This is a genomic window from Pseudaminobacter sp. Soil_N_29, assembly GCF_057656055.1.
Genome location: NZ_JBDGLC010000001.1, coordinates 177,955 through 190,113, shown reverse-complemented (window position 1 = coordinate 190,113; position 12,159 = coordinate 177,955). Strand labels below are relative to the sequence as shown.

11 protein-coding genes are annotated in these 12,159 nt (G+C 62.9%); 5 read left to right on the top strand and 6 right to left on the bottom strand.

What is annotated here, in order from left to right:
* Window positions 1–19 precede the first annotated feature (19 nt).
* The 6 genes from rsmA to lptF form a co-directional block, all read right to left on the bottom strand.
* Window positions 20–844, bottom strand: a complete 825-nt coding sequence (gene rsmA / locus AC3A4H_RS00875) for a 16S rRNA (adenine(1518)-N(6)/adenine(1519)-N(6))-dimethyltransferase RsmA (RefSeq protein WP_487765007.1) — start codon at window positions 842–844, stop codon at window positions 20–22.
* Window positions 841–1,866, bottom strand: a complete 1,026-nt coding sequence (gene pdxA, locus AC3A4H_RS00870) for a 4-hydroxythreonine-4-phosphate dehydrogenase PdxA (protein ID WP_487765006.1) — start codon at window positions 1,864–1,866, stop codon at window positions 841–843. The genes rsmA and pdxA overlap by 4 nt, the downstream gene beginning before the upstream one ends.
* A gap of 6 nt (window positions 1,867–1,872) precedes the next feature.
* Entirely contained in the window at window positions 1,873–2,811 is a 939-nt protein-coding gene (locus AC3A4H_RS00865) for a peptidylprolyl isomerase (RefSeq protein ID WP_487765005.1), read from the bottom strand.
* Between the two features lie 100 nt (window positions 2,812–2,911).
* Window positions 2,912–5,332 carry an LPS-assembly protein LptD gene (locus AC3A4H_RS00860; protein ID WP_487765004.1) on the bottom strand — a complete coding sequence of 807 codons (2,421 nt, stop codon included), beginning with the start codon at window positions 5,330–5,332 and terminating at the stop codon, window positions 2,912–2,914.
* Window positions 5,325–6,413: an LPS export ABC transporter permease LptG gene (lptG, locus tag AC3A4H_RS00855; protein WP_487765867.1), complete on the bottom strand. Its 1,089-nt coding sequence runs from the start codon at window positions 6,411–6,413 to the stop codon at window positions 5,325–5,327. The genes AC3A4H_RS00860 and lptG overlap by 8 nt, the downstream gene beginning before the upstream one ends.
* Entirely contained in the window at window positions 6,410–7,612 is a 1,203-nt protein-coding gene (gene lptF / locus AC3A4H_RS00850) for an LPS export ABC transporter permease LptF (RefSeq protein WP_487765003.1), read from the bottom strand. The genes lptG and lptF overlap by 4 nt, the downstream gene beginning before the upstream one ends.
* Window positions 7,613–7,980: 368 nt before the next feature.
* Between lptF and AC3A4H_RS00845 the strand changes: the two genes are divergently transcribed.
* The 5 genes from AC3A4H_RS00845 to AC3A4H_RS00825 all read left to right on the top strand — a co-directional run bounded on the left by AC3A4H_RS00845 (window position 7,981) and on the right by AC3A4H_RS00825 (window position 12,150).
* Complete coding sequence (locus AC3A4H_RS00845; RefSeq protein WP_487765002.1) at window positions 7,981–9,477, top strand: leucyl aminopeptidase; 1,497 nt, start codon at window positions 7,981–7,983, stop codon at window positions 9,475–9,477.
* A 78-nt stretch (window positions 9,478–9,555) separates the two neighbouring features.
* Window positions 9,556–10,005, top strand: a complete 450-nt coding sequence (locus AC3A4H_RS00840) for a DNA polymerase III subunit chi (protein WP_487765001.1) — start codon at window positions 9,556–9,558, stop codon at window positions 10,003–10,005.
* A gap of 166 nt (window positions 10,006–10,171) precedes the next feature.
* Window positions 10,172–10,783: a hypothetical protein gene (locus AC3A4H_RS00835; protein WP_487765000.1), complete on the top strand. Its 612-nt coding sequence runs from the start codon at window positions 10,172–10,174 to the stop codon at window positions 10,781–10,783.
* Window positions 10,780–11,640: a 23S rRNA (adenine(2030)-N(6))-methyltransferase RlmJ gene (locus AC3A4H_RS00830; protein ID WP_487764999.1), complete on the top strand. Its 861-nt coding sequence runs from the start codon at window positions 10,780–10,782 to the stop codon at window positions 11,638–11,640. Before AC3A4H_RS00835 ends, AC3A4H_RS00830 begins: the two co-directional genes overlap by 4 nt.
* A 69-nt stretch (window positions 11,641–11,709) precedes the next feature.
* Window positions 11,710–12,150, top strand: coding sequence for a hypothetical protein (locus tag AC3A4H_RS00825; protein WP_487764998.1), 441 nt, complete (start codon window positions 11,710–11,712; stop codon window positions 12,148–12,150).
* Window positions 12,151–12,159 lie beyond the last annotated feature (9 nt).

The following is a 12,159-nucleotide window of genomic DNA, read 5'->3' as shown; positions in this document are numbered from 1 at the left end:
CTCCACCAGGAGGGAGAACCTATAGTGCGTTCGCGAGCGCCACGAATTCAGCAATATCCAGCGTCTCGGCGCGCCGGGTTCCGTCTATTCCGGTGGCTTCCAGCAGGCGCGCGCCTTCGATGCCCTTCAGGCTCTGCCGCAGCATCTTGCGGCGCTGGCCGAAGGCCGCCTCGGTGATGCGCCCCAGCTTGCGCACATCCGCCGGCAGCGGGTTTTCGCGCGGGATCAACTGAACCACCGAAGAGGTAACCTTGGGCGGCGGCGTAAAAGCCTGGGGCGGCACGTCGAAGACGATCTTCGCCTGCGTGCGCCAGCCCGCAAGCACGCCCAGACGGCCATAGGCCTCGGTGCCGGGCTTGGCGACGATGCGCTGCGCCACCTCGCGCTGGAACATGAGCGTCATCGATTCGTAGAAGGGCGGCCACACCGCCACCGTCAGCCACCGCACGAGCAATTCGGTGCCGATGTTATAGGGCAGGTTGGCCACGATCTTGACCGGCCCCGAGGGCACAAGTGCGGCGAAATCGGTTTTCAGGGCGTCGCCCGGAATGACCTCGAGTCGACCGGGATAGTGGGCGGAAACCTCCGCCAGCGCTTCCAGGCAGCGCTCGTCGCGCTCGATAGCAACCACGCGGGTGGCACCATTCATCAGCAGCGCGCGGGTAAGCCCGCCGGGGCCGGGGCCCACCTCGATGACGGTGCATGCGCTGAGGTCGCCGGCGGCGCGGGCGATCTTGCCTGTGAGATTGAGGTCGAGCAGGAAATTCTGGCCAAGCGACTTCTTCGCCTGAAGTCCGTGGCGCTCGATCACTTCGCGTAGCGGCGGAAGGCCGTCGAGGCTCATTTGGCGTGGCTTTCCGTGTCGGCGAGGTGGCGCGCCAGCTTGAGCGCTGCGATCAGGCTGTCGGGCCGCGCGATGCCCTTGCCGGCGATGTTGAAGGCGGTGCCGTGGTCGGGCGAGGTGCGGATGAAGGGAAGCCCGAGCGTGACGTTTACCGTCTCGTCGAAGGCGAGCGCCTTGGCCGGGATGAGCGCCTGGTCGTGATACATGCAGATGGCGGCGTCGTAGGTGGCGCGGGCGCGCGGATGGAACATGGTGTCGGCGGGGTGGGGGCCCACTGCCTCGATGCCCGCATGGCGCAACACCTCGACCGCAGGCCTCACGATTGCCTCATCCTCGCTGCCCATGGCGCCGCCTTCGCCTGCATGCGGGTTGAGGCCTGCAATGCACAGGCGAGGCTTCTGGATGCCGAAGCGCGTGTGCAACTCGCGCGCGGTTATGGTCGCGACGCTGACGATGCCGCCGACGGTGAGGGCTTCCGGAACGTCGGAAAGCGGAATGTGGATGGTCACGGGCACAGCACGCAAGTCCGGTCCTGCGAGCATCATCACGGGCGTAACCTCGTGGCCTGTCTTCAGGCTCGCCAGATGGGCGAGATACTCGGTGTGGCCGGGGAAGCGGAAGCCGGCGTCGTAGAGCGGCTTCTTGGCGATGGGGCAGGTGACGACAGCGGCGGCCGCGCACGAAAAGACATCCGCCACCGCGCGGTCGATCGCTTCCACCGTGCCGGCCGCATTGGCCGGGTCCGGCTTTCCGATGCTGTCCACAAAGCGTGCCGCGAGCGGCACCACAGGCAGGCTGTGGGAGAAAACCTCAATTGCTTTATCCGGCGTGGTCTCGCTGATTGGGACATCGATGCCGAGCTGGCGTGCTCTGGCAGACAGCAGCGGCGGGTCAGTCAGCAGATAGAATGGCGGCACGTTTGCCGTCGAACGTGCGAGCCAGGCGGCGATGGCGATCTCGGGGCCGATGCCGGAAGGATCGCCTCCCGTCAGCGCCAGCGCGGAGTGGACATGAGGGCGCACAACAGCTCAGCGTTCGACGATGCGGGCTCTCTCCCGCAATTCGGCGATGTACTTCTTGTTGAGCTGTTCGGCCTGGTCGTCCTTGGTTCCTTCCGCCTGGAAAACCATCTTGGCGACCTGGTCGTCCGACACTTCGCGGGAACTGCACACACCGATGAACTCGACGCCTCGCTCGGTCTCGCGAACCGTGGTGGCGCCGCCGGCCTTGGTCTTCTTGATCTGGTCGGCCCATTCCGGCGGCAGTTCGGGCGCCAGCAGGCGGCCGAGGTCGCGCACGGTGACGTCGAGCAGGCCCTTGGCGAATTCACGGGTGGTGTTGCAGCCGTTGAAGCGCGCGCGCATCGACTCCGCCTCGCGCTTGCGGGCACCCATCTTGCCGCGTTCCTTCTGGGGAACGACAAAGATCACCTGCTGCAGCATGTATTCGGTGGCTGTCGGCTTGCTGCCGCCCTGCTCGAGCATGCGGCGAACAACGTCCTGTTCGCTCATGCTGCCGCCCTGCGCGCGATAGCGAGCCTGGAGCGCCTGGTTCCAGGCCATCTGCGCGCCGATGAACTGCTTGAAATGCTCAGGCGTGACACCTGACTGGTTCATGATGTCGCCGAGCTGCTTCGGCGTCATCTTGTTGGAACCGGCGAAACGCTTGAAGGCGTCTTCGATTTGCTGGTCCGAAATTTTGATGCCCAGTCGCCGGGTTTCGGCCATGCGCAGCGACTGTTCGATCATCTCGTCGGCTGCAAGCTTGTTCAGGTTGCCGTTGCGATTCTGTAGCCTGAGAAAGGCGGCGCGGCGCTGAATGTCGTAGCTGGTGATCGGCGCGTTGTTGACGAGATATTTGATCTCACTGGCTGCGGCGGGCTGCACGGTCGTCATCACGGATGCTGGCGCCACGGCCACCAGCACCGCAAAACTCGTCGAAAGGAGGTATTTTCTGATCAAAGCCATACCGTTCGATTCCTGACGTCGATTTTCCTGCTGAACAGACATGGTTTTGGTTGCAGACCCTATACGGCGAAAGGATGACCGAATTCTGCCACGGCGACCGTCACTGCGAGAAGAGCTGGGTCGAGTTCGTGCCGAAATCGCCGAGCGTGCGGAAAGAGATGTTGAACCCGAAGGTCCGCACGTCCCTTTCCCGCCTCTCCGAATTAGGGTTCGCGTCACGCTTCGTCGTCATCGTCACGGTGTAGGAGAAGCACTCATCGTCATAGGCGAAGCCGACCGAATCCCGCGTAACCACGCCGGACTGGAAGTCATAGGTGCCGGAACCGAAGGCGCGCCAATTCTCGTGGAAGCGGGAAGACGCGCCCAGGGTCATCTCCTTGCGGTCATACGGGAAGCCGTAAAGTGGCTGGGCCTGGATGAAGGAATATTGCGCCGTGACCGAGAGCGGACTGGAGTTGAAGCCGGCCTTCAGCTCAGCGCGCCTGACCTCCAGCGTGTGCTCATCCAGCCGCGCGCTGGCGGAAGCCGAGAAGCCCAGCGGGGTACCAAAGCCGACGAGGCCGACAAAATCCGATGTATCGGTTTCCAGGCCGGAAAATGCGCCGGCATTGACCAGGTCGGGCGAGGCGAAGGAATTTCTTCCCGCCAGCTGGTAAGACTGGCCGAACAGCGCGTTCGATGTCCACCCGTTCTCGAAGGAACCGGAATAGCGCAGGCCGACATTGGCGCGCGTGCCGCCTTCGATGCGGTCGTAGCCGGAGAACTTGTCGCGGTCGAACAGCGTGGTGGCATCGAAGACGAAGCTTTGCGCATCTTCGTTGGGGATACCCAGCCGCGCGGCATAGGGTTCGTTTGGCCGGGCGAACACTTGCGCCATTGGCTCGAGAACGTGCGAGCCGCTGGTGAAGGAGAACAGCACGGGCCAGCGCAGCTCGAGCCCGGCGGTTGCCATGGCGCGATAGTAGGCCGAGCGCACATCGGTCGCGACCGGGGTCGGCAAATGGGCAGCCATGTTGTTGATGGCATCAATCGAGTCGGCCGTCTGGCTGACGGAGGTGGTGTCGGCCTGGAACGCCAGCAGCGGCGTGACCATCAGGCCGCCTTCGGTGATGAAGGAGCGCTTCCACTCCGCTTCCGTAGTGAGCCGGGTCGAGGTGCCATCGATGCCGCGGACAGCCGGCACTTCAGGCCTGTAGTCGAGGTGTGAACGGCTTACCGAGCGCAGGTTCACGCCGAGATCCAGTTCGCCCCCGAAAACGGGTTCGTCGGGAATGAAGGCGTAGTCCAGCAGCGGAAGAACCCAAGGTTCCTTGTCGCGGCGTTCGTCGCTCAGATTGTCATCCTGGACCTGGAATCGCATCGCGCGCAGGTCGAAGAAATTCCGGTCGTGCAGGCCGGTCAGATAGATCTGCGACTGGTAGATGTAGTTGCTGTAGCCGTCGATCTGGTAGGTGTAGGCGAAGTTCTGGTCGGTCTGCGCCAGGATGTCCCAGCCGAGCACCCACCGCGGATTGAGGTCGAATCTGCCCTTGGTGCCAATCATGCCCCGAAGGTGGTTGGGGTCGTCTTTGGGGCCGGAATTGATGCCGTGACGGTCATTCGGCTGAATAAATGCTCCCGGGTCGTTCTGGCGGATGCCCGCGATCTTGAGGCTGTATTCGCCCGAGTTGAAGCGCTGGCGCCATTCGGCTTCGCCGAGAAAGCCCTGCTTGGTGAGACCAGTGCCGGTAACCGTCAGGTCATAGGTAGGCGACAGGGCGAAGTAGTAGGGCACCGCAACGCCGAAGCCGAGTTCGGACTTGGTCTTCAGGCTTGGCAGAAGAAACCCGCTCTTGCGCTTGACCGTCGGGTCGGCGATCTCGAAGCTTGGCAGATAGGCGATGGGGAAGCCGAAGAACTCGAAGCGCGACTGCTCGAAGCGCACCGTCTTGGCCTTGCCGTTCCAGATGATCTTCTGCGCCTTGATACGCCAGATGGGCGCCTTGTCCGGCTGTTCTTCGCAAGGCGCGCAGGCCGTATAGACGCCGTTGTTGAACGTCGTCAGAACGCCGCCCCTGCGGTCGGCGCTTTCCGCCGCAAAGTAAGTCTTGTCTGCGGTCTCGACGCGCAGAGCATTCACGAAGCCGTTGGCAAAATCGTCGGTGACGTCGATTTCGTCGGAAAAGATCTTGGTGCCGTTGCTGTCGACAATCTCGACGTTTCCGCTGGCGATCAGTCGCGAGGTCTTGCGGTCATAGGCCACGCGCTGCGCGACGAGGCGGTTGCCGCCATAGTCGATTCGCACTCCGCCCACCGCGGTGACGGTGTTTGCGTCGTGGTCGTAGACCAGCGTGTCCGCCTCGAGCAGCATCTGCGAGCCGGCCGGGACCTTGGGCGCCAGGGCGCCGATCTCCTGGGCGTGAACCGGGGCGAGGGGCAATGCGCAGGCAAAAAGGCAGGCAAGCGCCGTCGCGCCGTAAAGGCGTGCCAAGCGTGTTGTCTTTCGCGCTGGTGTCACCGCGCCCCCCACAAACTTAACCATCCTCCCTGTACAACAGGAAAGTCACCCCAAAAAAGGTCGCGACGACGACCGGAAACCAAGCCGCTACGAATGGTGGAACGAATCCCGCGTTTCCGAATGCCTTGACCAATACCGAAACCACATAAAGCAGAAACCCTGCGACGACGCCACCCAGAATCATCGTGGTGGACTGCCCCATCCTCGCAAATCGCATGGAGACTGTTGCAGCAATGAGCGTCATGGCGACAAGAAGTAGCGGAAGCGCGATGAGGGAATGGAGATGCATGGCGAACGCATTTGCCCGCAAGCCGAACGACCGCGCAGCCTCGATCTTGCTTGGAAGCTGGTAAAACGGAATGGTTTCGGGCTGCGCGAGGCGCTCCTGCACGAACTCGGGCTTCAGGTTCGTCGCTACCCTGTCAGTCTGGATCGATTCTCCTCTGGCACCGTCGCGAAAGCGCTTGACGTCCTTGAGTTCCCAATAGCCGTCGCGAAGATAAGCCCGCTTGGCGTCCTTGCGCTCGACGATATCGCCGTTGCGGTCGATTTCGAAGAAGACCGCGTCGGACAATTCCAGGCCCTGGTTGAGGATGGCGCGCGCGCCGATGATCGTGTCGATGTCGCCCGACTTCTGGTGAATCCAGGGCGCTTTGAAAGCGGAAACTTCATTGGAGGCGCCGGAGCGGATTGTCGTCTCTAGGTACTCGGCGCGGGCAAGCCCATGCGCGGCCAGCGGGTTGAGAGCTCCGACCGTCAGGATGCCGAACAGCAGCGCGCCTGCGCAGGAAGGCAGCAGGAACTGCCAGGCGGATATGCCCGCGGCGCGCGCGATAACCAGCTCATATTTGCGATTGAGCGAGACCAGGGTTGCCATCGCGGCGAACAGCGCAATGAACGGCACGGTCTGCTGCACGATCATCGGAACGCGCAGCATCGACACGGCAAGTGCCGTTTGAAAGGTGAAGTGGGGCAGCCCGGAAGTCCGGCTGGAAAACTCCGTGAAATCGATCAGGAAGATCAGCGCGTAGATGCCGACGAAGAACCACGCCGTGATGGCGGCGTAGCGGCGGAAGAAATAGAGCCCCAGGGTCCAGCCCATTATGCCTGCCCTCCCTTCAGGCCCGCACCGCGCTTCAGCCGGAGCCACAAAGCTGAAACCCGTTCAGCTGTTTGCCCGGCGATCTCCGAGAGCGCGTCGGCCCAGGCGACCGGCAATTCCATGGTCTTGTTGCTTCGGATGAAGGCGATGGCCACCATGGAGGCGGCGAAAGGCACGAAGTAGACGAGCGGACTGAACAATGGGTTCGTCTGTGCCTGGTTGCTCACGAAAAAGCCCAGCCAGCGGACGAACAGCGCGATCGCTATGGCGGTGATCAGCGGGTTGATGCGTCCTTCGCGGTGCGATCGCGCGTCGCCGGCCACGGCCAGCGCAATCAGGGCGAAAACCAGGGGATAGATCCACTCCGTCAGGCGCCGATGCAATTCGGCGCGGTAGGTTTGAGGCTTGTTCTGGAACAGTTTGTCGTTCGGATCGGGGTTGTACAGGTAGGCGAGGGTGCGGTCTTTCGGGTACATCGTGATGGCGCCCGCGGCAGCCGAAAACGCCGAAAGATCGAAGGCGTAGGAGCTGAAGCGGATCACCGACAGGTTCCCGTCCGGCGACTTTCTGTGCACCACGCCGTCCGTCATGACGAGCATGCTCTTTTCGTCGTCCTGCACGATGGCGCCGTTCTTGGCGTAGTAGACTAGGTCCATGCCTTCCTGGCGCGAGTCGGCAACGAAGATTCCGCCGAGCCTGCCGTCGGGCAGCCGTTCGGCGACTTGCACGAAGAGCCCGTCGTCCACCTTGCGGAAGGTTCCTTCCTGGATCACCAGCGACAAAAGGTCGGCATGGGCGGTGGCGACGAGCTGGCGACCCCGTTCCCGCGCATAGGGATCGATGCCGTTGTCGACGGCAAAGGAAAACACGCTGGCCAGAAGCGCCAGGATGACGACCGGACGCGCGATGATGTGGCGTGAACCGCCAGCTGCGCTGACGACCACCAGTTCGGAGTCGCTGTTCATGACGCTAAGCGTCTGCGCCACCGCGATGATCAAGGCGAAGGGTACGACGATGGGGATGATCGACGGCAGGATCAGTGTGGCGAGCTCGAAGAACGTAAGGGCCGACTGGCCGCTGTCGGTGACCAGATTGATGCGGGCAAGGACCTGTGTCGTCCAGACGATTGCCATCGTCCAGAGCAGCGCACCCATGAACATCATGAAAGTTCGGCGGAATATGTAGCGTTCAACGACCTTCATATGCCGCGAAGTTCCGTTGTTGTGGTCGCTGTGACTACTGACCTGTCCCACTGGCTGGTCGGACCGGGCGTTCGCGCTGACACTCGGGAGCGGTCGCGGCTCGGCCTCAGTTTCTGGTCTGCACTTCGGCGCATACAGGGAGTCTCGTCAGGATTGGATAAGAAACCGCCAAAAAAGCTGGTTAATCAAGTGTTGATGTCGATTCGCGGCTGCTTTAGCAGCTATGGCCGCGATGTACGATGGGCTAGATCAACAGCCACAATGCAGCAAAAAGCTGGCGAAGACCGCTCTTGCCTTGCCAAACGATGCAAAACCGCGAAATGTCGGACCAAACCCGTCCACAAACTCTTCTCGATGAAAGCGCTGCCATGACGTCGATGCCCAACATCAGCTTTGCCAAATTCGCCTCGCCGAAGAAGGGTACGGCGATCGTTCTCGCCGGCGAAGGTGCGTCACTGGGCGAGGCCGCGGCAGCCTGCGACCCGGGCAAGGCCTTCGTTCGCGCCTTTCCGGTAGCCGAGTTTTCGGGGAAGTCCGGCTCCACGGTGGAAGTTCTGGCGCCAGAAGGCTCACCGCTCGAGCGCCTGGTTGCGGTCGGCGCAGGCAAGGTCGCGGAGCTTGACGACTATGCCTGGCTGAAGCTGGGCGGCACGGTCGCCGCGCAGCTTCGCAAGGCATCGGAGGTGACGGTCGTGGCCGATCTGCCGGGTTCCGAGGTGAGCGCTGACCAGGCGGCAAGCCTGGCTGCCGGCATGCTGCTGCGCAGCTACAGCTTCGAGAAGTACAAGACCCGGAAGGACGACGGCAACGGCAAGGAAACGCCCGCCAAGCCGGCCAAGGTCACCATTCAGTGCGCTGACCCCGCCGCTGCCAAGAAGGCTTTCGCCGACGCTCAGGCGGTGGCTGAAGGCGTGGTGCTGGCGCGCGACCTGGTCAACGAACCGGCCAACGTGCTGGGGCCGGTCGAATTCGCAGGCCACGCCAAGGAACTGGAGAAGCTCGGCGTCAAGGTCGAGGTACTGACCGAAAAGGAAATGAAGAAGCTGGGCATGGGCGCGCTCCTGGGCGTGGCTCAGGGCTCCGCGCGCCCGCCGCGGCTGGTCGTCATGCAGTGGAACGGCGGCAAGTCGAAGGACAAGCCCGTGGCCTTCGTGGGCAAGGGGGTGGTGTTCGATTCCGGCGGCGTGTCGATCAAGCCGGCCTCTGGCATGGAGGACATGAAGGGCGACATGGGTGGTGCGGCAGCCGTTACCGGCCTCATGCATGCGCTGGCCGCGCGCAAGGCCAAGGTCAATGCGGTGGGCATCATCGGCTGCGTGGAAAACATGGTCGACGGCAACGCCCAGCGGCCGGGCGACATAGTCACCTCCATGTCCGGCCAGACCATCGAGGTTTTGAACACCGACGCCGAGGGGCGCCTCGTGCTTGCCGACGCGCTCTGGTACTGCAACGATCGTTTCCAGCCGAAATTCATGGTGGACCTGGCCACGCTGACGGGCGCCGTCATCGTTGCGCTGGGGCACGGCCATGCGGGCCTGTTCTCCAACAACGACGAATTGGCCGAGAGGCTGGCAGCGGCCGGTGCGACGACCCAGGAGAAGCTGTGGCGGCTGCCGCTGGGCAAGGATTACGACAAGCTTATCGATTCCAAGAACGCCGACATGAAGAATATTGGCGGCCGCCATGGCGGGTCGATCACCGCCGCCCAGTTCCTGCAGCGTTTCGTCAAGGACACGCCCTGGGCGCATCTGGATATCGCCGGCACCGCCATGGGCTCGCCCACCAACGAGATCAACCAGTCCTGGGGCTCGGGCTTCGGCGTGCGGCTGCTCGACCAGCTGGTGCGCGATCACTATGAGGGATGACCTGCCGGCCGCGCCGGCGGACAGTGCGGCGCGGCGGCTTGTTTCCAACGCTCGCCATATCGCATAAGCGTAGCCGCCATGGCCGAGGTTCTTTTTTATCATCTCACCGAATCCACCTTGGAGGATGCCCTGCCGGGCCTTCTCGAAAAGAGCGTGGAGCGCGGCTGGCGGGCGGTGGTGCAGACCGGAACGGAAGAGCGCCGTGACGCACTGGACGTCCATTTGTGGACCTTCCGGGACGATGCCTTCATCGCGCATGCGACCGACCGCGAGCCCTTTCCTGATGAGCAGGCGGTGCTGCTGACCACCAGCCACGACAATATGAACGGGGCGCAGATCCGATTTCTGGTCGATGGGGCCGAGCCGCCGGATCTAAGCGTCTATGCGCGCGCTGTGTTCATGTTCGACGGTCATGACGCCATGCAACTCGAAGCCGCGCGCGGGCACTGGAAGTTGATGAAAACGCATGGTCACTCCGTGACTTACTGGCAGCAGACGCCTGAGAGGCGCTGGGAACGGAAAGCCTGAGGTCTCCTCGGCCGGCGGAACCGGCAGCGACCGCCCGCGTTTAAGCCGTTGATACGGCAGCAGGTTCGATGCCTTCCCGCCGGCACGTTCGCAAGCCGACCGATGCGCAACGCCGGGTCGAGACGACCAGCGACCGCGTGGCCGACAAAACGGCGGCAGGCTTGCCATGCGTCTCTTGTTTTTACTGACGCTGATTGCGGGAGTGGGGCTTGGCGTTGTCTACCCCTGGTGGGCGGAAACTTTCTCCGGTCACCATGTCGGCGCATGGAGGATCTTCGACCATGCCGCCGGCTATCGCACGGTGGAAGTCCGGCTCGCTGCTGAAGAGGCGCCGCTACGCGTGCTGCTCGACTTGCGGGTGGTGGGCCAATTGACCGGCTATGGCCCGCACGGCGGCCTGATCCTCACCGCGGCTTCCGGGGAGCGCACGGCATTTTCAAGGCCGCTGAGGCTCAACGACGCAAGGCTGACTGCGAGGTCGGCGGCCATCAACGAGCGGATCTATCGTGACAATGCCGGCGTGATTTCGGAGGTGGCGGACGGGAAATATATCTTCACCCTTCAGCCGCGCGACGATGAGAGCATTTACATAAGGTCGATTGATTTGGTACTGCGCGCCAATATCTGGCAGGTCAGCCAGGGCTTGCGCGTGCTCGGCCTGCTTATGATGGCGGTTGGACAAGTCGGTCTTGTGGCTGCCATCCACCGGCGGCGCCTGGCCGGAGAGGCAGGCCCCCGGACCGTGCGCCAGGGGCAGGACGACGAGAACCCAGCATGAATTATCGCCACATCTATCACGCCGGAAATTTCGCCGACGTCATCAAGCATGTGGTGCTGGTGCGTCTCGTTGAATATCTGAAGCAGAAGGACAAGGCCTTCCGTGTCATCGACACCCATGCCGGCATCGGCCTCTATGACCTTTCGTCTGAGGAGGCTCGCAAGACCGGCGAGTGGCACGGGGGAATCGGACGCCTGCTCGGCGCGAAGCTGCCGCCCGAGGCCGCGCAACTGCTTCGGCCTTATCTTGAAACGGTGCAGGCGAGCGATCTGGAGGGCGGGGTTGAAGCATATCCCGGCTCTCCGCTGATCGTGCGCCGCCTGCTGCGCAAGCAGGACCGGCTCTCCGCCATCGAGTTGCACCCGCAGGACGTGCAGCAACTCAAGGCGCTCTTTGCCGAGGACTTCCAGGTCCGCGTAACGGAACTGGATGGCTGGCTGGCGCTTGGCGCGCATCTGCCGCCGAAGGAAAAGCGTGGCCTCGTGCTGGTCGATCCGCCCTTCGAAAAGGAAGGCGAGTTCCAGCGCCTGGTCGATGGCCTGCATCGCGCGCACCGGCGCTGGCCGGGCGGGATCTATGCGCTGTGGTATCCGATCAAGGACAGGGCTGCCGTCGCCGACTTCCGCGCCGCGCTTGCGGAGGCGGGCATACCTAAGATCATGGACATCGGCTTCGAGATCCGGCGGCCTTCGCGCGAGCCGCGGCTGGATGGCACCGGCATGATCGTGGTCAACCCGCCCTATACGCTCGAGCAGGAACTGCGGACATTGCTTCCCGTACTGCATTCGCTTCTCGCGGAAGAAAAGGGCGCTGCCTGGTCGCTCGAGTGGCTTGCCGGAGAAACTGCCGCCGCTTGACCGTTTTGCGGCCGTTGCGCACTATCCTCGAACAGACATCGCATTCAGTGATGATTCACGAGGTCAGCAATGTCACGTATCGCCCGATTCGCCATGGCTGCCGTTCTCGCGGCCGGGTCGTTCCTTGCAGTGCCTGAGACGCGAGCCGCGGACTTCCTGGTGAGTCAGGAACCCGGGGCGATAAGCTTGTGCGCCCACCCGAGCTATCTCAGAAAAATCACCAGCCGCTTCCGCTACCAGGTTACCCACGTGCCGTATCTGCCCAACGTGGCGATCACCGATTTTTACAACATCCGTGAAACCCGCTACGTGCCGGTGGGCTACCGCCATCCGATCATGCGGCTTTATTGCGGCGCCAAGGTCATCCTTTCGGACGGCAGCCAAAGCGACATCTGGTACCTGATCGAGGGTCGCATGGGCTTGGCCAGCATCGGCGAGAATGTGGAGTTCTGCGTTTCCGGCTTCGATCGCTGGTTCGTCTATGATGGCAAGTGCCGCGTCTTGCGCTGAGTTTGCCGG

Coding starts and splice junctions, on each gene's coding strand:
- rsmA (WP_487765007.1), bottom strand. CDS start 844: ATGAGCCTCGACGGCCTTCCGCCGCTACGCGAAGTGATCGAGCGCCAC.
- AC3A4H_RS00865 (WP_487765005.1), bottom strand. CDS start 2,811: ATGGCTTTGATCAGAAAATACCTCCTTTCGACGAGTTTTGCGGTGCTG.
- AC3A4H_RS00860 (WP_487765004.1), bottom strand. CDS start 5,332: ATGGTTAAGTTTGTGGGGGGCGCGGTGACACCAGCGCGAAAGACAACA.
- lptF (WP_487765003.1), bottom strand. CDS start 7,612: ATGAAGGTCGTTGAACGCTACATATTCCGCCGAACTTTCATGATGTTC.
- AC3A4H_RS00845 (WP_487765002.1), top strand. CDS start 7,981: ATGACGTCGATGCCCAACATCAGCTTTGCCAAATTCGCCTCGCCGAAG.
- AC3A4H_RS00840 (WP_487765001.1), top strand. CDS start 9,556: ATGGCCGAGGTTCTTTTTTATCATCTCACCGAATCCACCTTGGAGGAT.
- AC3A4H_RS00835 (WP_487765000.1), top strand. CDS start 10,172: ATGCGTCTCTTGTTTTTACTGACGCTGATTGCGGGAGTGGGGCTTGGC.
- AC3A4H_RS00830 (WP_487764999.1), top strand. CDS start 10,780: ATGAATTATCGCCACATCTATCACGCCGGAAATTTCGCCGACGTCATC.
- AC3A4H_RS00825 (WP_487764998.1), top strand. CDS start 11,710: ATGTCACGTATCGCCCGATTCGCCATGGCTGCCGTTCTCGCGGCCGGG.